This is a genomic window from Roseibacillus persicicus (assembly GCF_014651675.1).
Taxonomy (GTDB): Bacteria; Verrucomicrobiota; Verrucomicrobiia; order Verrucomicrobiales; family Akkermansiaceae; genus Roseibacillus; species Roseibacillus persicicus.
In genome coordinates, this window is record NZ_BMXI01000010.1 from 211,313 (window position 1) to 230,599 (window position 19,287).

Genomic DNA, 19,287 nt, shown 5'->3' on the forward strand with positions numbered 1-19,287 from the left:
TGAAACGAGCCCAGATTAGTGAGAAAAGTGATCGCGGTAATCTCAAGTGAGAGTTTTCTAGAAGAAACGGTGCGAGACCGGGATTCCGTAGTGCCAATTCAAGAAGTGAAAATGGCTCCGGCGGTAGGATTCGAACCTACGACCTAGTGGTTAACAGCCACCCGCTCTACCGCTGAGCTACGCCGGAATTTAAGAACCGTAAGGGAGTTTTCCCTCGCGGGCGGCGACTCTCCACAGGAAGGGCACTTTTCGCAAGAAAAATCTGCCCCAAAGGCACACTTTTCAGCGAGTTTTTTTCGGTCGCTTTTTTGACTTGAACAATGGGGCGCAAAGTCGCCTTTTCGGGGCACGTATGATCGACCTGAAGAAAGATGCCAAATACGCCCTTGTGATACCGACGAGTATGGGCACTCGCCTGACTCCTGTGAATGGCCAGCCGTTCCATTGCAGTGACACTTTCAAGATGCAGGCGACGAGTGCGGAGTCCAATGTGGGCGCGGTTTCGTCTTATCTGGGTCTGCCGGTGAAGGTTTTGACCGCCTTCGTGAAGGGAAGCCCTGTTTCTCGTTTCATTAAGGACAACTTGGCGAGCCGCCACATGGACTATGAAGGACCGGAGTTCGATGCCGGTGGTCCCTGGGGTCTTCGTCACCAGATCAACTTGGCGGATAGCGGGGCGGGTTCCCGTGGGCCGCGCGTGGCGAATGACCGTGCGGGTGAGGTGGGTCGCAAGCTGGCGGCCGAGCACTTTGACCTCGACCGCATTTTTGGCGAAGAGGGGGCGCAGTTCATCCACCTCTCGGGTTTGATTGCGGCGCTTTCTCCTGAGACCAGCCAGTTCTGTTTGGAAGTGGCGCGCAAGGCGAAGGAGCATGGCACTTGCATCGGTTTCGACCTCAATCACCGCGCCAGCCTTTGGGAAGGCCGCGAAGAGGAATTGGCGAAAGTGTTCCACGAGATCGCAAGCCTGTCCGACGTGTTGGTGGGCAACGAAGAGGACTTCCAGCTTTGCCTCGGCATCGAAGGACCGCCTCCAGGTGGTGAAGGCATTGCCGGCAAGATTGATGGCTTCAAGGAAATGATTGGTCGGGTGAAAAAGGAATTCCCGAACACCTCCGTCTTCGCAACGACCTTGCGGGAAGTGGTCAGCGTGAATCTTCACCAGTGGGGCGCGATTGTCTCTGCCGGTGACGAGTGGCATGTGATGGAGCCTCGCGAAATCGGCGTGCTCGACCGCATCGGAGGAGGAGACGGTTTCGTTGGCGGTTTGCTCTACGGCATCCTGCGCGAGTGGCCTATGGAAAAGGCGGCGCAGTTCGGTTGGGCCAGCGGTGCCTTGGCGGCGACTCTTCTAACAGACTACGGTCAGCCTGCGGATGAAGAGCAGGTGTGGAGCATCTGGGAAGGCAACGCCCGCGTGAAGAGATAGTTGCGACGCGGTTGAACTTTCGCCCAGAGAACGTCTCCAGCGTTCGAACATTTGAATGCCCTGTTTTTTGAAGGGCTAAGAAGCCAAGGAACTCTCATTCCTTGGCTTCTTTGGTTTGTTCGCTTTGCTTTTTTGAAAAGGGTCGGGGTTGCTTGGCGTGGGTTGAGGAAAGGCGCCAGAGAAGAACGGAACTCCCTTCGCCCAGTTGCTCATATTGGTGCGCACAGATTCCGGGATAGTCTTCAAGGACAGGAATGTCCTTGCTCTGTTATTGGGTCTCTTTGTTGAAGTAGACCTTGATGTAGTTCATCTTCTTCTCTTCATCGTAGCCCTTTTCCATCACCTTGTCGGGGTTGGCGACGACTTTGGGTTTGAGACGAATCTCGACCCCGGAATCGAGCTTCATGATGGATTTCATGAGCTTCTTGGCCTTGGAGACGTCCTTTTGTGAGATGTCGAAGCCTTCCGCGATGGCCACTCCGCTTTCTTCCTCGAGCTGCTTCTTCTTTTCGCGGAACGCGGCCTTTGCTTCGGGGGTGCGCAGGGCCTGTTCCTCGAACTCGGCCATGCTGAAGTGATTCTTGTTGTCGAAGTAGGCGAGCGCCTCTTTGGCGGCGGCATTGACCTCCCAGGGTGGGGAAGCCTCGGCGTCGTCGCGGGGTGTTTCGGCGTTGCTGGCGGCAGCGGATGCGGCGGCACTCTCGGCTACCGCGCTGACCGCCATTTCGGCAACTTTCTTGGAAAGGAGAGCGTTGTCCGGAATGGCGATGACGTTGAGAAAGTCTTTCACCCAAAAGCGGCTCTCGGAGCTGCCGCGGTCAAAGGTGAGGACGTAGAATCCTTTGCGGGAAAATTGGTTCACGATCAGGCAGCCCTTGTCGATTTTCTCGGGGTTGATGCCGTGCTCGGTGCTGAGTTGCAGGTCGCCGTCTTGCGCGGAGATGCTGAGGAAGGGGGACACGCTCTCCGACTTGAGAATGCAAATCGCGTCCACCGTTTCTTCCCCGGCTTGAATCCCCTCGATGCGGGAGATGCACAGGTCGCCGGACTTGATGTTGGGGTGGGTGGACTTGGTGTGAAGGCGGGTGGAGATTTGGCAGCCCTGCTCGAGGAGTTTTTCCGGGTTTTCGAAGATGGCGGCGGCGCAGTTGTTGATTTCGTGCTGCTCCAGCGAGCTGTGGTGATGGAATTTTTGCCCCACGAGGCTGAAGCTCTTGAAAGGGCGCAGGAAAATGCTGGAGAGGGTGGGTTGGTCCTCGGGGTCGACTTCGAAGACATGCTTGGAGGTTTGCAGGGGCTCGTCGCGGGAGGGGTTGCCGACCTTGGCGAGAACGAGTCCGGCGATGGTGGCGTTGGAGAAGTCGAGTTTGATAGTCACGGGGTCTGCATAGAGTGGAGGGCAGGGAGCGGGCAATTCATTTCGTCTTTCTGCGGAATCGAAGCAAGGAACAGGGTTCAATTTTGTGTTCTGTCCGGTTTCCTTCTGTCATTGGGAGGGATTTGCGGGGTAAAAAAGCTCCGCCGCAGGCGTATCCTTGCGGAGAATCGCTCGGAATCATTTCGAGCGCCGTGAAAAGACATTTACGATGAAGAACAAAGTTTTAGCAGTATTGGTAGCCGGCAGCGCGATGGCCGCTGGGCACGCGGATCATGAACACCGGCCTGCGGGCAAGGTGGTCACCTCCGTGCAAAAGACCGGCAATGGTCAGTTCCAGTTTGAGACCGTGCCCGGCTTCGCCGCGATGCCCGAGGGCGTGAACGTTGGACCCACCCACGGCGGAGTAGCGGTCGATAGCGCGGGCCACGTCTATGTCAGCACCGAGGCTGATCATGGGGTGGTCAAGTTCACGAAGGAAGGGGAGTTCGTGAAGAGCTTTGGGCCTGAGACCAAGGCGCTGCATTCTCTCGCGATGGCCAAGGAAGGGGATTCGGAGGTTCTCATCGGAGCCGCGGTTTCCGCTGAAAAAGTGCTGAAGCTCGATCTGGATGGAAAGGTGTTGCTGACGATTCCCAACGAGGGAACGGGCGAGATCAAAGGCGGCTTCAAGGGCGTTACCGGAGTAACGGTCGGGCCCGAGGGCAACTTCTATGTGGTCTGTGGTTATGGCTCGAACCTGATCCACAAATTCGATGCCAGCGGAAAGCTTCTCAAGACTGCGGGCGGACGGGGCAAAGATGATGGCAAGTTCACCACCTGTCACGGAATCACCCTCGATACCCGTAGCGGCGAGCCTTTGCTGCTGGTGTGCGATCGCGAGAACCGTCGTCTCGTTCATCTCGACCTCGACTTCAACTTCAAGGGTGTTCACTCCGAGCACCTGCGCCGCCCTTGCGCGGTTTCGATTCGGGGCGATTACGCGGCGGTTGCGGAGCTGGAAGGACGCGTGACTGTTCTCGGAAAGAACGGGGAGCCTCTTTCTTTCCTCGGAGACCAGCCTGACAAAAATCTCTGGGCCAAAAAGCCTGTTCCCGAGGCCCAGCTTTACGATGGTCTCTTCACCTCTCCCCACGGCCTGAGCTGGGACAACGAGGGCAACATCATCGTTCAGGACTGGAACGTCACTGGCCGGGTGACCAAGCTGAAAAAGCTTTAGTCATCTATCCGCGCTGCTCTCGAAAGGAGCGCTCAAAGAATTTTAAGACCATTGCGTTTCCACGAGAGGCGCAGTGGTTTTTTTGTATTTGTTTGTTAGCTTGTGGCCATGTCCCTGAAGCATCAGCTCACCCAATCCACCTTTGAAAGCATCCTAACTGATCTGGAGTGGATAGAAGGGCGCGCGAGTGCGCCAGCCGGGGTTCTCACCCAATATTGCCCGAAGAATGTCGATCGCCAGCCCGTGTCGGGAGTGGCGGACCTGCGGGACAAAAGTTGCGATGGCATCACTTGGCTGAACTGGAGCGGGCTGGGGGAGACCTCCAAGATGGCCAAGCTCTTCGAGCACTACGGAATCCACCCGCTCACTGCCGAGGATATCCTCAACTGCGAAAGCCGTTCCAAGCTGGAGGAGTCGTCGGAGAGTCTCTTTGTGGTGATGAAAATTCCCGTTTCCATGGAAGAGGTGGGAGTGATTGAGGCGGTGCATTTCTGCCTTTTTTGGCAGGGCAATACCGTACTGACCTTCTCAGAGATTCCGCTCAAATTTCTAACCGATCTGGACCGTCGGCTGGATGATCCCAAGCGCAAGATTCGTAGTCATGGCGTGGACTACCTGGTGTGGGCTCTGCTCGATCTGGTCACCGATCACAGCCTGCGCTTCGTCGAGCACCTCAGTGATCGAGTGGAGGAGATCGAGGATCAGCTCATTGATGACGAGGTGGAGATCGAGATGGAGACCATCCACGAAATCAAAAACGAAGTCACCCAGACCTATCGCTTGATTCGTCCCTGTCGCGAAATCACCGCCCAGCTCAGCAGTTCGGACTCTGTAGCGATGGGGGAAAACACTGCCCGCTACTTTCGCGACCTCCACGACCACGCCGCCGAAGCCGTGGAACAGGTCGACCACTTGCGGGATAAAACCGCGAGCTTGCGGGAGCTCTACTTCACCCTCATGAGCCATCGCATGAACGGGGTGATGAAGGTCCTGACCTCGCTCTCCGCCATCTTCCTACCCTTGACCTTTCTAGCCGGAATCTACGGGATGAACTTTGCCCACATGCCCGAATTGGGACTGCGCTGGGCCTACCCGGTCTTCCTCGTCTTTCTGGTCAGCTTGGCGGTGGTGCTGGCGATTTACTTTAAGAAAAAGGGCTGGTTGTAGTGTTCCGGGAGCGGAGCTTGGCGCGTTGTAAGTTGCCGGGGGCGCAGGCGTCGGTGGAGCAGCTTGGTTGGTAGGCTGCGACAATCGAGCCGAGTTCTTCGGGCCGAAGACGAAGCAATTGTGAGACCTTGAAGCGATTCTCCGAGAGCAAGTGGCAGGTTCTTTCCACCATGGGACGAAGGCTGGGGGCGGCCAGGAGGAACGCGAACTTGCGGTAGTCCTTGAGCGCCCAGAGGCAGGTCAGCCAAGCGGGCGGGCCCTGCCACCAGCGCCCGTCATCGGCGAGCACGACAATCTCCGCACCTGCATCGAGTTCGGCAATGAGGGGGAAGCGAGTGCGGGCTTCCTCGCTATCATAGGCGACGAATTCAATGGTGAGATAAGCTTTTTGCGAAAGCAGCCAGCGGTGAAAGTTGTGGCAAAGTCCGCAGCCGGGGTCGTGGAAGATGGTGAGAGTTTGCATGCGATAATATCCTGTTAGAATGAGTTGTTAGATTCGCCCCTGGGGTGGGATAGGAGGAGCGACCGTTTCCAATTCCAGCTTTTTGCGCGTGCGGGTGAAGAGGAAGATGTTGAAGAAGTGCATGCCGCCCAGCACGAGGAGAACAAAGCCCAGTTTGCCCGCGAGGGCCTCGAAGACATCCTGGGCCTGGGTGACCTCTTGGTTGAGTTTGAGGTAGAGGGCCACGAAGCCGATGTTGATGAGGTAAAAGCCCACCACGAGGAGGTGGTTGACGCTGTCGGCCATCGCTTCGTCCTCGCGGAAACACTTCACGAGGAAGATACGGCCATTCTTGTGCAGGGTGCGCGCGACCCAAATGGTGAGCGGGATGGCGATGCAGAGATAGAGGCTGTAGGTGAGGATGAGTGGATTCATTTCTTTGTTTTCTTTTGGTTGTTACCGCTGGACTGGTTCTCAGTTCAACTGTTTCAGTAATTACTGAAAACTCAGGAATAAAGCAAGAGGATTTTAAAACAGAGAGTTCCTTCTTTGATCGAATCTGCAGGCGCAAACGCCGGAGCCTCGGTCCGAGGCTCGGATGAATGGGCCTTACTCTGCCGCGCTCTTCTAAAGCTAAAAGAGCCTTTTAGTCGGTCAGCCCGAGCTCGGCCTTGCGGGCTTCGAGCTCTTCCCAGCGGGTGTAGAGAGCGGCGACGGCTTCCTTGGCGGCATCAAGCTTCGCGGTCTCCGCAGGGAGCTTGTCGAAGTTCTCGGCTTGGAAGGTGGCATCGCTGAGACGGGTTTCGATTTCTTCCACCACCCCTTCGGCTTCGAGGATGCGATCTTCGATGGTCTCGAGGTCCGAGCGCTCGCGGTTGGAGAGAGGCTTGGGTCTTTTTCCGGAGGGGGCAGCGGCTTTCTTGGCAGCGCTACTAGATTTCTCGTAGGCGGCCAATTGCAGGCGCTCGGCGGTTTCGCGGGCCTTTCTTTTTTCCAAGTAGTAGGAGTAATTGCCGGGCTGGACCACCACGCCGCTGTCCTCGAAGGCCACGATCTGGTCGCAGATTCGGTCGAGGAAGTAACGGTCGTGGGAGACGGTGATGACGGTGCCCTTGAAGGCCGCCAAGGCTTCCTCCAGCATGCGGAGGGAGGGGAGGTCGAGGTCGTTGGTGGGCTCATCGAGCACGATGAGGTTGCCGCCGTTTTTGAGGACTTTGGCCAGCATCAGGCGGGCCCGTTCGCCACCGGAAAGAAGGTCGACGCGCTCGTTGATGCGGTCATCGCTGAAGAGGAAGCGCTTGAGGTAGGCGCGGGCGGAGAGGGTTTCTTCGCCAAAGAGAATCTTGTCGTTGCCGTTGGAGATTTCGTCGAGCAGCGAGCCCGTGCCGTCGAGCTGCATACGCGATTGGTCGATGTAGTTCACCTTCACCCGCTTGCCGAGGACCGCGTGTCCGGCGGAGGGTTTGATTTGGTCGAGGCACAGCTTCAGGAGGGTGGTCTTGCCGGTGCCGTTGCGGCCCACGATTCCGGTTGTCTGGCCGGGGCGGAATTGCAGATCGAGATTGCGGAACAGCCAGCGCGGGGCGTCTTCGGTGCCGACATTGACCCCGGCTTTTTCCAGTTCAATCACCACGTTTCCAAGGCCGGGAGGCGGAGGAATGAGGAGGTCCATCTCGCCCTCTTCCACGGGGGCGTCCTGGTCCTTGACCTCGTAGAAGGCATCCAGTCGACTGCGGGATTTGGTGGTGCGGGCTTTCACTCCGGCACGCACCCATTCCAGCTCTTCCTTGAGAAACTTCTGGCGCTTCTTTTCGGTGTTGCTGGCGATGTCCTGGCGAATGGCCTTGGACTCGAGAAAGGCGGTGTAGTTGCCGGGGTGGGAGTAGGCTTTGCCGTTGTCGATCTCGATGATGCGGGTGGCAATGGTATCGAGAAAGTAGCGGTCGTGGGTCACGAAGATCACCGCGCCGGTGAAGCTGCGCAGGGTGCTTTCCAGCCAGCTGATGGACTCGGCGTCCAAGTGGTTGGTGGGCTCGTCTAACAGCAGCAGGTCGGGTTGGCGGACGAGGGCACGGCAGAGGGCAACGCGACGCTTTTCTCCACCGGAAAGAGAGGTGATGGGGGAGTCGAGGGGCGGGGCGCCGAGAGCCTCTGCCGTGGTCTTGATGCGCAGATCGAGGTTCCAGCCATCGGCGTGATCGATGAGGTGGAGGAGGTCGGCGAGCTCGCTCTCCGTGCCATCGCCCGCTTCGTATCGCGTGATGGCTTCCGCGAGGTCGGCGACCCCGGTGGTGATGTTTTCGAGAACGGTGAGATTGGGGTCGAGCTCGAATTCCTGCGGCAAGTAGCCCACGCGCAGTTCGCGCCGCAGCGCGATGTCGCCGGTGTCGGGCTCGGATTCGCGGGAAAGAATTTTCAGCAGCGAGGTTTTGCCGCATCCATTGCGACCCACCATCCCGACCTTTTCCCCCGCTTCGACTGCCAGAGTGACGCCATCGAGGAGATTTTGGTGGCCGTAGGAGAGAGTGAGTTCGTTTGCGGAAAGGAGCACGGCCTAGACTTGGAGAGAGCGGCGGTCTGAGACCAGACTTTTCTGGTGTGGAGGGAAGCGTTTTTTACTGCTGGGGGGCGTAGACTGCTTCGAAGCGGTAGAACGCTTTGGGGGAGGGAGGAGCCAGGTCTTCGAGGTGAAAGTGGCTGTCGATATTCACGTCGAGCGGGACGCCGCTCGTTTGGCCCGGGTTGTTGAAGCGATAGATCTCGGTGAAATCTCCATCGAGAGAAGTGGACCGGTAGAGGCGCCATGAGGTTCCCCCCGGCGAGTCGAAATTGAACCCGAAGGAGACCTCGGGGTTGCCGTTGGGGCGCTGAATGATACTGATATTGCGGGGATTCTCTGGATCCGCCACCTCGGGGTTAGTTCCGAGCGCGAGTTCGGCTCCGTAGCGACTGCCATCGGCGTCGTCGTCGGTGAACCACAGGCGGGCGAGGTCTGTAATTTCGCCTTCGTAGGCTCCGATGTCGATGGGGCCGACCATGCGGGGATTTCCGAGGATGTCGGTCTCAAACGGGTTGTAAAAACCGTCCCCTTCATCGAGGGCCGGGGAATCCTCCTTGAGCCCGAGGTCGGCGAAAGCCACCGAAGGGGCGCTGGCTGCGTCGATGGGAATCAAGAAGAGAGGATCATTCGCCGGGTCGGTGCCATCGAGGTTGGTGGCGTTGCCCAAATCGCTGCCATCGTAATACTCGATGAGGCAATTGGAGAAACCGGTGTTCGAGCTGTTGAGGTCCGAGAAAAGAGTTCCCGTGGAGGGTGGGCCATCCCCGCGCAAGTTCCCCCACGCAAGGACGTTGTTGAAGCGGGTGATGTCGGATTGCCGGTGAATGGCACTTCCACTTTCGGTAAAGTTTCCTTGGAAACTGCAATTGGTGAACTCGCCATATCCTGTTGCCAGTCCGAGCGCACCCATGAATTGCCCGCGGTTGGCGAGGAAAGCGCAATTGTAGTAGCGCGAAGTTGAACGACTGGAATAAAGCGCCCCCGCGGAGGTGACGGCACTGTTTCCTTGGAAAAGGCAGTTGAGAACCAGAGAGGCAGAATTGCTCTCAAAAAATGCCCCTCCGGTGCTGGCCGTGTTTTCTAGAAAGAGGCAATCCTGAAGGTAAGTGCTGGCGAAGTTCATGGCGATGGCCCCGCCGAAGGTTGCGGAATGGTTTTTCTGGAAGAGGCAGTTGGTGAAGGAGACTTGCGCGGTTGTGCTACTGGCGTAGACCCCACCTCCATCCCGGCCAACTCCGGTAGAGCCATCGGCGCGTCCGGCTTCAATTGTGACTCCGTCGAAGTGGTCGAAGCTGGAGGATTGGCTGGCGGCAATGACGTTGTAGGCATTTCCGGACGTGTCCCCGCCATCCTGGTCGTTCTGGTCAATATCGCCGGAAAGGATGGTGCGATGGGCTTGAGGATCGCGGGCGCTGAGAGGGGGATCTCCCTGCGCGGGGAATCCGCCGAGGATGAGGTGCCCGCGTTTCGGGGTGAAGGATGCGCTTCGGGAGTCACTATCAGTCGCTCCGGACTCGTCGGGATAATAGGTTCCCGCCGCGACGTGAAGGCGGCGTCCCCCGGCAGATTGATTGAGGGCGTCTTGCAGCTTCGGGTAGGCGTTGGCCCACGATGAACCATCGGATGTGCCACCCCCGACGGCGGCGTTGACGTAGACTGGTCCCTGCTGTTCAAAGGCTCCCAAATCGACGGTGCCGACGATGCGCGGGTTTCCAAAAAAGTCGCCGCTATTGAGGGCCTCGCTATCGAGACCGGCATCGACGAGAGGAGAGTTCCCCGCGAGCCGAAGATCGCCTCCCACATTCCAGGGCGCGATTTGAGGGTTGAGAGGGGTGATGAAGAGGGGGGCGTTGGCCGGGGAAGTGCCCTCGAGGTTGCCGGTGCCCATCAGGGTCGAGGCCGACCAGTTTTCAACCAGGCAGTGGTAGAAGGCCGGGGTCGCGGCTCCATTTTTTCCCCAGGAGGATTCGGGGGACGAAGGGTCGCGTTCGGAGGCATTTTGCCAAATGATGGAGTTATAGAATTCAGGCGCGGAGTCGTTGCTATAGAAAGCCCCACCTTCCTTGAAAGAGTGATTGCCCTGAAAGGTGCAGTTGCGAATTCTGGGTGAAGATTCTTCCAAGAGAAGGGCCCCTCCTTCGTCATTGGCTTGATTGCTGAGGAAGAAGCAGTCCTGGAAAGTGCCTCCTGTGGATGAGAGCGAGATGGCTCCTCCACCATCATTTGCAGTCAGAGCTTGAAAGGAAGATGCGGTGAGGTTGAGAGTGCCGACTTCGACCCGGATAGCTCCTCCCTTGTTATTGGCGGAGCCGTTGCGAAAGGAGCACTGGACCACTTTAGAGAGGGTTCCGTTGGTGTAGAGAGAGCCTCCATCGGCGGCGAAATTGATTGAAAAGTCGCATTCCTGATAGCTCACGCTCGAGCGGTCACTGGCGATGGCTCCCCCGGCAGTGGTGGCGTTGTTCTGGGCGAATTCGCAGGATTGATAGGAGACCGAGAAAGAGTCGTCATGGTAAGCCGCCCCTCCAGTAGCGGAAGTGTTTTCATCGAAATCCGTGCGGGTGAAAGTGGGGGAAGAGCTCTCGCTGTAGTGGGCCCCGCCTGCCAGCGTGGCGCTATTCTCAACGAACCGGCAGACCGAAAAGTCCGGGGAGGAGTAGAAGCTGTAGACCGCACCTCCCCGCGGGGCGGTGCACTTTTCGAATTGGCAAGCAACGAACTCGGCTGCAGAGCCGTCGATGAAGATTGCTCCCCCTTTCTGAGCGTGGGAGCCCTTTTCAAAAATCAGCGACCTGAATTCCGTATCTGAATCGTCGAGTGAAAAGAGGCGGGAATTGCCATCCGCGGAAATGGTTACGCGGCCTCCGCTCGGGGAAGCGTCGATGATGAGGCTTTTGTCGCTAATCGCAATCTCCCCCGAGGTGAGCGTGATGGTTCCATTCGCGAGACCCGAGGCGAAGGTGATGGTTTCGCCATCGGCCGCGCTCGCGATCGTCGCACGGAGGGAGCCGGGGCCGGAATCATTGCTGTTGGTGACTTCGGCGGCAAAAAGAAAAGGAGAGCAACAGGCCAGGGCTAGGAAAAGTGTTTTCAAGGTCTAGAGGGGAAGGCCTAAAAGAGGACACTGTTAGAGCGTCTTATCAAGAAAATAGAGAGCGGGCCGGGCTGGTGGCTCTTTGCTGGAAAATAGAAAGCCCCAGCAAGAATGCTGGGGCCTGCGAAGAAAGGATCAGATGGATGGGAGACTACTGCTGGTCGTATTCGCCCAAATCGCGGACCCAGATGTTGCGGAACTCGATGGGGTCGTTGTGCCACTGCAGGTTGATGGGGCCCTTGGCGGGGTGATTCTCAGGATAGCTGGTCGTGGTCTGGTGCTTGGTTGGTCCCTGGATTTTGTAGGAAGCCTGCACCACCACGCCGTTGAAGAGGACGGTGATTTCGGCGGGCTTGACCACCTTGCCGTCTTCCGAAACGGGGGCCTTGAAGATGATGTCGTAGCTTTGCCACTCGCCCTGTGGAGTGGCGGGATTCACGAGGGGTGGGGTCTGGCCGTAGACCGCGCCTGCTTGTCCGTCGGGATAGGTGACGTTGGTGTGGCTTTCTCCGATTTGAATTTCATATCGCCCCATCAGGAAGATGCCGGAATTGCCTCCCTTTTGTCCCATGACTTCCCGGTCGGCGGGGACGCGATATTCGATGTGGACCTGGCAATCGCCGAATTCCTCTTTGGTTGAGAGGGTGCCTCTGGAGGCGATCAGGATGCCGTCTTCCACTCTCCAATTGCCTTTCCAGGCCTCGGTATTGGTGCCGTCGAACAGGACCTTGGCGTCGGAGGGCGCCTTGACCGAAACGCAGCCGCCGGACTCGACCTTGCGAGGCTGGGGACGGGTGGTGTCGTGGACGGTGTATTCCGAGCCCGGGATCAGGGGGGCGTTGGGATAGAGTTTCTTCGTGGTCTGTTCGCCATGATGGTCGGCGAAGAGAAGGCCTGCGGGCAGAAGAGCGAGAAGTGCGATTTTGGTTTTCATCGTTGAGTAAAGAGACTGTCTCTCGCGAAAAAATCTTTCACCCCAAGAGCGCTAACGCAAGATATAGAGAATAACTGACAGAGCGTGGCAAGTGGAACCCGCGAGCACAAAGAGGTGCCAGATGGCGTGGTTGTAGGGCAGCTTGTTCCAAGCAAAGAAAATGACCCCGAAGGTGTAGGAGAGCCCGCCTGCAACCAGGAGCCAGAGGCCCGCCGGGGGAAGCTCGCGAATGACGGCGGGGAGGATGGAGACGATGAGCCAGCCCATCACGATATAGAGTGCGGTCGAGGCCCAGTGTTCGCGGTTACCGCGCATGAGGGCCTTGGTAAGGATTCCGCCGATGGCCAGAAACCAAATCACCCCGAAGATGCTCCAACCCAAGGGACCTCGAATGGCGACCAGGGTGAGGGGGGTGTAGGAACCGGCAATGAGCAGGTAGATTGCCGAGTGATCAAAGACTTGGAACAGCTCCTTGATCTTATGCCCCGAGAAGCTGTGGTAAAGCGTCGAGGACAGATAGAGCGTAATCATGGAAGTTCCGAACACGATGCCCGAGACCAGGGCCCAAGTGTCCTTTGCCACGAGAATCATAAAAACCAGGCAGGTGATGGACGCGGCAACTCCCAGGCCGTGGGTGATGGCCGAAGCCAGCTCTTCGCGAGGGGTGTCGCACAGGGGAGAGCGAGATTTGTTTGGGCTCACGGCGGAGACCTTAGTCGCTCGACAGGATTTGGCAAGCCACCGGGAGAGGGTGCGCTTGCTTGGAAAAAACGGGCCGGCCTCTTTGCTCTGATTAAGGCTGGATCGTCACGCGGTCACCGAGTTCGGTCTCTTTCCAAAAGAATTGGGCGGTGGAGCGAGGGAGGCGGATGCAACCGTGGGAGGCAAAGCGGGAATAGGTATTACCCTCATGGAAACCGATGGCCTTGCAGGAAAAGCGTTGGAAATAGGGCATGGGGGCCTCGTCGTAGATGTTTGAGCGCTTGTGCCGGGTCTTGTCCGTAATGACGAATTCCCCGGTATCGGTGCGAAAGCCCCTCATCCCGGAGGAGATGCGCGAGGTCTTCATCACCTTGCCGTTCTTGTAGTAGGTGACTTTCTGCTCCGAGAGATCGATGACGAATTTGCGCACCTGATCCTCGTCGCGATAGGACACCCCGATGAGCAACTGCTGCATTTTCACATCACCATTCGCGGCCGCCATTTGGATGGGGTAGACGCCCTTGGTGGTGCCGGCGAAGCGGTCCATGCCCAGTTCCAGAAGCAGCTCGGTGACCGGGAGGTTCCTGAGCATGACGGCAGCCATCAGGGGATTGAGTCCAGTCTCGTTGCGGCAATACCAATCGAAGAGTCCCTTGCGCTCGAACAGGTCGCGAAATTCTTCGCTCACCGGGTCAGCCATCACCACGTCGAGGTTGGGCCGATTGTCGTGGCGGAGGAGGGCCGTGATGGCCTCATCGTTTCGGTGGGCGAGGGCGTAGAACAGTGCGGGCTGTCCCTCGTTGCAGAACTGGTTGGCATCCGCTCCTGCGGAAAGAAGGGCCGTCAGGAGTGCGGGCTTGTTCTGACGGATGGCGTAGAGGAGGGGAGTTTCGCCGCGAGGCCCGACTTCTTCCACGGGCGAACCTTTGCCCAACAGGTTCTCGATCGCGGCCACGTTGTTGTGCTGGATGGCGAGCCACAGGCAGTCGGAGACGTCGGTCACCCTTGGCAGGATGAGCTCCAAGCCCGGGCGGAAATCACTTTCCAGGGCCGCTTGAATCGGGCGTTGGCCCTTGCTGTTGGCTTTCTCCGGATCAGCTCCGGAGACCAGCAGGGTCGCGAGGACGCGGGCTGCGGCCGAGGGCTTGAGCTTCCAGTCCTGATGCTTGTCCAGCACCGCGGAGAGAGCGGGCTCTCCGAAAATGAGTCCATTGGGGTCGGCTCCTCGCTCAATCAGTTGGCACGCCAGCTCGGGTTGTCCGCTTTGCAGGGCCAGCGCGAGAGAGCTCTGGCCTTCCAAGTCCGGGGAATCAGGATTGGCTCCATGACGAAGCAGGAAAGACATGTCTCCCTGGCGTTTGGCGTGGTGGTAGCCCGGGAGAGCGAGTTCACCATTGGGGAGGGTGAAGTTGGGGCTCGCTCCTTCTTCAATGAACTTGGTGGCGATTTCGTGAAAACCCCGGTCCAGCGCGAGGGAAAGCGGGGTGTTGCCCTCTTGGTCGCGGGCATCCAGATCGTAGCCTTCCTCGCGCAGCAGGGGCAGGGCCGAGATGTGTCCGCCATCCAATGCCAGATGGAGGGCGGTACGCCCCTTGTCATCCGGGGTGTTGAAGTCGCATTGAGCCCGCGCGAGGACTTTGAGGAGGGCGCGGTCGCCCGCGGCGGCTGCCTGACGAACGCTGGCCGCAGTGGGAGGGATTGAGCGCTTCTCGAGCTCGCGCAAGGCCACCTGGGGATCGGCGAAAAACCCCTTCTTATAGAGATATCCCCCTACGGTTCCGGCTAGGAGGAGGAAGAAGAGGCAGAAGATGAGTGAAGTCTTGAAAAAGCGCATCATGGGGGTGCGAATTGGGGCTTGGCTCAGGGAAAGATACCCAAAGAGGGTCAAACAGTCACCTTTCTTTGCGTTCTGAAGCGACTTACGGATTGGTTTCTGGTCCGGAAAACGCTACGACCTCCCTCAGGATGTCCGCGCCAGAAACTAGGGTCAGCTTGATCAGACGAGTGCGCGATGTGCACGACGAGGGAGCTTGGACCGAGTTCGTATCTCTTTATACCCCTGTTGTTTACGCGTTCGCGCGAAGTCGGGGGATTCGGGAGGCCGATGCTGAAGACATCACGCAAGAGGTCTTTCGCTCCTTGGCCAAAGCCTTGCCCAAGTTTCAGCTCGACCAGACCATCGGCACCTTCCGCAACTGGCTGTTCACCGTGACGCGTTCCAAGCTAAACAATCATTTGGTGAAATCGCGGAAAATCCCGGTCCCGACCGAAAATCTCCCGGATCAGGGTGATGTCTCGGACTGGGAGAATCTCTATATGAAAGAACTTTTCCGGCACGCCTGCGAGCGGGTGGAAGAGGTGGTGGAGAAATCCAGTTGGCAGGCCTTTTGGCGCACTGCGGTTGATTTGGAAGCTCCGGAAAAAGTAGCGGCCGAGCTGGAACTGTCGGTGGCAAATGTCTACCAGAAGCGCTCCCGGGTAGCAGCCCGCCTGCGCGAAGCCATTCGATTGGCCGATGATGAAGTTTTGTCAGGAAAGGGGCAGGGAGCCGGTATACCAATTTGATTGAGATGAGTGATCCGTTGATAGATTTGGGACCCTTCCTTGAGCAAGCGAGGAAGAATAGCCGGGAGTTCCTCCCTCCCGATTATCTGACGGTGAGGTTGATTAGCGCTCGGGGGGGAGCTCTGGAGCCCGCCGTATCCCCATTGCCCGAAGCCGAGGAACTGCCCCGTCATTTTGGCCCCTACATCTTGGAGGCAATTCTGGGTCGGGGTGGGGCCGGGACGGTCTATCGGGGGTATGACCCCGAATTGGAGCGATTGGTTGCGATTAAGATTCTCGACACCCGCCTGGCGATGGAGCGCGATGCGGGGGTGCGCTTTCTGAGGGAAGCGCGTGCGATGGCGAAGCTGGCGGATGACAATTTGATGCCCCTGCTCGCCGTGCATCAGGACACACCGGCTCCGTGTTTCACCATGCCGCTGCTGGCGGGCGAGACTCTACAGGATCGGATTGAACGTCTGGGGCCCTTGTCTGTTACGGAAACCATCACCTTGGCTATGCAGGTCGGTCAGGGCTTGGCGACCGCGCATGAGGCGGACCTCGTCCATCGGGATCTAAAGCCTTCCAATATTTTTCTAGAGGAAATCGAGGGGGGAACCCGTGCCCGGCTGATGGATTTCGGGCTCGTCAAGTCTCGGGAAGATTTCGCGATGACTCGGGAAGGCGAATTTGCCGGGACGCCAGCCTTCATGGCTCCCGAGCAGATTGATGGATTGGTGTTGGATGGCCGCGCCGACCTCTATGGATTGGGAGCGACTCTCTTCATGGCATTGACCGGGAAGCCACCATTCGAGGCGAGAACGCTCACGGCCACACTGAAGCGGGCGGCGGTGGAAGAGGCACCTGCACTCTCACCGCTCGTGCCCGATGTGCCCTCATGGTTCGCCGCCCTCGTGGCTGATTTGTTGGAAAAGGATCCCGAGAAGAGGCCGCAGAGCGCGCATTCAGTCCTTTCGCGACTCAGGGAGCGCAAGAGCAAGGCCACATCCACCGGGCTCTTGGCACAGAATCGATGGTTGATAGCGGCTGGTTGTGCGGCGGTCGGTCTATCGGTTTTGCTTTGGTGGACGGCTTCGATTTTTGGGGTGTTTGAACCGCAGGAGGAGTTCGCCTTTGACACCGCGCTCTCGTCCCTCAAGTCCGGTGACGAGTGGCAAGTGCCCGCCGGCACCCATGTGGTGGAAAGCCTCGATCTCGGTGGCAAAGATTTGCGGGTGGTAGGATCGCCGGAAGGAACGCGGCTGGTCTTTATCAATCTCACAGAGGCCGCCTTTCGCAATGCGGGCAACTTGGAGCTCGAAAACCTGACCATCGATTGTAGCCGGGCAGGGGAGGGGGAAAGTACTTCCCTAGTAGAGAGCTCCGGCTCGGCGGTCACCCTGGTGAATTGCCGAATCGATCAAAGAAAGTCCTCCGGCAACTTCCCCGACCGGATGACCCTCATCGAAGTCCCGGCTGACTCCCAGACCACGATCAAGGGGTGCGAGATTTATACCTTTCAGTCGATCACCTGGCAGATGCGGGGGGGAGCCAACCTGTTGGTGGAGGATTCGCTGGTGGTTTCGCCAGGCCTGACTTTTTCCAACACCGAGCTCCAGAGCTCCGGGGAGATCGTGATTCGGAGGTCAACTTGCATCAATCAAATCGGGTTTTCCCATCTGGTGGCAGTCGAAGGTTCACCCCCGATTCATCTGCGCTGCGAGGACTCCATTTTCGAATCGAGTCACGCCCTGATTTGGTTGCCACTGGGCACGGAGGAGACTTTGCGGGGAGGAATCGATTATGAGGGACGCAAGCTCCTCCTCATGTTGGACCGGGGAATCGTGAACACTGGAGCGCGTCCCCGGATCAAGGCACGCCGGCTGGGTATTCTCGATTCCTGGCACAAGTCGGATTGGAACGACTTTTGGTCCGACCAGCAAGAAGACGTGCGCCTTGTAGAGGGGTCCCTCATCGAGCGAGCCAAGGCTAGCGAACGGGCCACCAAAGAGATGAATGCTTTTCTACTGAATGTTCCGGACGGGAGCGGGCACCTGGGAATCGACCCCAAGGAAGTGGGCCCTCGGCTGAGTGCTTCAAAGTGATTCGCTCAGACCTTCGGCATAGGCCTTGAAGACGAGGGTGATTTGATCGCGAATGCGTCGAAACTCGGCGAGCTTTTCCTCTTGGGTGCCGACGGCGTGAGCCGGGTCATCGAAGCCCCAGTGGTGGCGGTGGACCTGGCCGGGGAAGAGGGGGCAGGTTTCCGCCGCATCGCCGCAAACCGTAATCACGGTGTCGACGCCATGCTCCAGAAACTCGTTCCAGCTCTTCGAGGTGTGATCCGTTAGATCATAGCCAGTCTCAGCCATCACTTGAATGGCTAGAGGATGAACTTCACCTGAAGGGTGCGAGCCTGCGCTTGAGACTTGGGCGAGCTTTCCCAGTTCCTTCTTGAGCACCGCCTCGGCCATGTGGCTGCGACAGGAATTGCCGGTGCAAAGAATGAGGATGTGGCGGCGATGTTTTTCGGGAAGAGTCATACTGTATTCTCATGCCTCCACCCCCGCTCGCAAAGAGTAGAATGAGCCTCTCCCGTCATGATTCTGTCACTTGAGAGGTCTTGCCAAACTCATCAAAAGTCCCGGCGCAATCCTTTCTGCGGAAATCGTAATCAATGCGAACCGCAACTCGCGCAGCTGGTTCGGTTGCACACTGGGGAAGAGGTGTCCAAGGCGTTTCCAGAAGTTCGGGCGCAAGAAGCGAGTGCAAGAGTAGCAGCGGCGGCAAAAGCGATGAGAATGGTTTTCATAAGTATAGACTGTCCGAATGGAATTGAGATTCCAAGCTGACTCCTCTGGGAGCCTTTGTGAACCAATTTATTCCCAGGAAGTTGAAGCTGATCCCAGCGATAGCTCATTCGGGTTGCTATCGTCTCGGGGAAAAGGGGAAGTCTCAGAAAAAGGCGGGCTCGATGTTCTACAAATTCATGGCTCTAGCCGGAGAGAGGTACGTCGTCCACTAACCGGTCTTTCACACTAGAGAAGCTCTCATCTGGCATTTGGGAAAAAGCGCGGAGCGAGAGAGTGAGTCGACCATCAGCAGTGAGACTTCCAGAGATGTGCTTGTTTCCACCATTGGTTTGTTAGACTCCGACGCCTCTTATGAATTTTGAAAATCTCGCGCCGTGGTAAGTTGATTTTTGAGAGGGGAGAGGGCATCACTGGGGTTCCGTGCGCCAGTGGTTCGTTTCGGTCCAAAGCGATGTTTCTATCTGTGGAAGAAAGAGTTCCTCTTCTTCATCCCCGAATTCAAACTGCCGATCTGCGAAACGATTGGTCACATGATCAATCGCCGGGGAATGATGAGCATCCTTCCGAGGAGAGCCAGCGGGGTTGAGCCATGAGGGGCGCTTGAAAGGGAGAATTCGACGGAGCGCGGCTTTCTCAATAATTTGTCTGTCCAGTTAGTCGTGAAGCCCAAATTGCTGGGGGTGGGGACTCTTGATTTCGACAAAATTGATTCCGTCTACGAGCGAGCTCAGCCCGCTATCGACCAGTTCGAAGAGGAACTTGGTCGCTTGCTCGAACTCTAAGGCTCGCGGCAATAGGCTAAGGGGAAAAAGAGAATGTTCAGAGGCGTGGACTGACCCCTTTTTTTCCCCTGCAATAGGCTAAGGGGAAAAAGAGAATGTTCAGAGGCGTGGACTGACCCGAATGGCACTGCATTAAGCCACATTTCGTTGATTTTTAGGGACGGAAAGCTGGTCACGAAAACGTAGTTTTTGTGTGAATAATAACCCGCTTCTGACCAACTTTCCG

15 protein-coding genes and 1 tRNA gene are annotated in these 19,287 nt (G+C 57.7%); 6 read left to right on the forward strand and 10 right to left on the reverse strand.

Translation table 11 applies throughout. The features are described 5' to 3' along the window. Positions 1-112: 112 nt before the first annotated feature. A tRNA-Asn gene (locus IE099_RS12950) sits at positions 113-187 on the reverse strand. 165 nt (positions 188-352) lie between these two features. Here IE099_RS12950 and IE099_RS12955 point away from each other — a divergent pair. After that, positions 353-1,429, forward strand: a complete 1,077-nt coding sequence (locus IE099_RS12955; RefSeq protein WP_189570495.1) for a sugar kinase — start codon at positions 353-355, stop codon at positions 1,427-1,429. 268 nt (positions 1,430-1,697) lie between these two features. On the opposite strand, the gene IE099_RS12960 is transcribed toward IE099_RS12955, so the two are convergent. After that, positions 1,698-2,807 carry a nucleoid-associated protein gene (locus IE099_RS12960; protein WP_189570497.1) on the reverse strand — a complete coding sequence of 370 codons (1,110 nt, stop codon included), beginning with the start codon at positions 2,805-2,807 and terminating at the stop codon, positions 1,698-1,700. A gap of 208 nt (positions 2,808-3,015) precedes the next feature. Here IE099_RS12960 and IE099_RS12965 point away from each other — a divergent pair, with 208 nt between their 5' ends. Continuing rightward, positions 3,016-4,023: an NHL repeat-containing protein gene (locus IE099_RS12965; RefSeq protein ID WP_189570499.1), complete on the forward strand. Its 1,008-nt coding sequence runs from the start codon at positions 3,016-3,018 to the stop codon at positions 4,021-4,023. 108 nt (positions 4,024-4,131) lie between these two features. Then, a complete protein-coding gene (gene corA / locus IE099_RS12970) occupies positions 4,132-5,190 on the forward strand; it encodes a magnesium/cobalt transporter CorA (protein ID WP_189570501.1) in 1,059 nt (352 codons plus the stop codon). Here corA and IE099_RS12975 read toward each other — a convergent pair. The 7 genes from IE099_RS12975 to IE099_RS13005 all read right to left on the reverse strand — a co-directional run bounded on the left by IE099_RS12975 (position 5,168) and on the right by IE099_RS13005 (position 14,759). After that, positions 5,168-5,653: a thiol-disulfide oxidoreductase DCC family protein gene (locus IE099_RS12975; RefSeq protein ID WP_189570503.1), complete on the reverse strand. Its 486-nt coding sequence runs from the start codon at positions 5,651-5,653 to the stop codon at positions 5,168-5,170. The genes corA and IE099_RS12975 overlap by 23 nt on opposite strands. Before the next feature lie 27 nt (positions 5,654-5,680). Further along, entirely contained in the window at positions 5,681-6,067 is a 387-nt protein-coding gene (locus IE099_RS12980; RefSeq protein WP_189570505.1) for a hypothetical protein, read from the reverse strand. Positions 6,068-6,278: 211 nt separating this feature from the next. After that, complete coding sequence (locus tag IE099_RS12985; protein WP_189570508.1) at positions 6,279-8,183, reverse strand: ABC-F family ATP-binding cassette domain-containing protein; 1,905 nt, start codon at positions 8,181-8,183, stop codon at positions 6,279-6,281. A gap of 64 nt (positions 8,184-8,247) precedes the next feature. Next, positions 8,248-11,286, reverse strand: coding sequence for a choice-of-anchor Q domain-containing protein (locus IE099_RS12990; RefSeq protein WP_189570510.1), 3,039 nt, complete (start codon positions 11,284-11,286; stop codon positions 8,248-8,250). Positions 11,287-11,437: 151 nt separating this feature from the next. Beyond that, complete coding sequence (locus IE099_RS12995) at positions 11,438-12,220, reverse strand: 3-keto-disaccharide hydrolase (RefSeq protein ID WP_189570512.1); 783 nt, start codon at positions 12,218-12,220, stop codon at positions 11,438-11,440. 51 nt (positions 12,221-12,271) lie between these two features. Continuing rightward, positions 12,272-12,922 (reverse strand): PAQR family membrane homeostasis protein TrhA, encoded by a 651-nt coding sequence (gene trhA / locus IE099_RS13000; RefSeq protein ID WP_229809510.1) that lies wholly within the window; start codon positions 12,920-12,922, stop codon positions 12,272-12,274. Between the two features lie 91 nt (positions 12,923-13,013). Then, positions 13,014-14,759 (reverse strand): ankyrin repeat domain-containing protein, encoded by a 1,746-nt coding sequence (locus tag IE099_RS13005; protein ID WP_189570514.1) that lies wholly within the window; start codon positions 14,757-14,759, stop codon positions 13,014-13,016. A gap of 128 nt (positions 14,760-14,887) precedes the next feature. Here IE099_RS13005 and IE099_RS13010 point away from each other — a divergent pair, with 128 nt between their 5' ends. Then, entirely contained in the window at positions 14,888-15,487 is a 600-nt protein-coding gene (locus IE099_RS13010; protein ID WP_189570516.1) for an RNA polymerase sigma factor, read from the forward strand. A gap of 5 nt (positions 15,488-15,492) precedes the next feature. Next, positions 15,493-17,571, forward strand: coding sequence for a serine/threonine-protein kinase (locus tag IE099_RS13015; protein WP_189570518.1), 2,079 nt, complete (start codon positions 15,493-15,495; stop codon positions 17,569-17,571). Here IE099_RS13015 and IE099_RS13020 read toward each other — a convergent pair. Further along, the gene (locus tag IE099_RS13020) at positions 17,563-18,009 is read right to left on the reverse strand and encodes an arsenate reductase ArsC (RefSeq protein ID WP_189570520.1); all 447 of its coding nucleotides are present in this window, start codon (positions 18,007-18,009) and stop codon (positions 17,563-17,565) included. The genes IE099_RS13015 and IE099_RS13020 overlap by 9 nt on opposite strands. Before the next feature lie 929 nt (positions 18,010-18,938). On the opposite strand from IE099_RS13020, the gene IE099_RS21015 reads away from it, so the two are divergent. Further along, entirely contained in the window at positions 18,939-19,061 is a 123-nt protein-coding gene (locus IE099_RS21015) for a hypothetical protein (RefSeq protein ID WP_268244918.1), read from the forward strand. Positions 19,062-19,287: the final 226 nt, after the last annotated feature.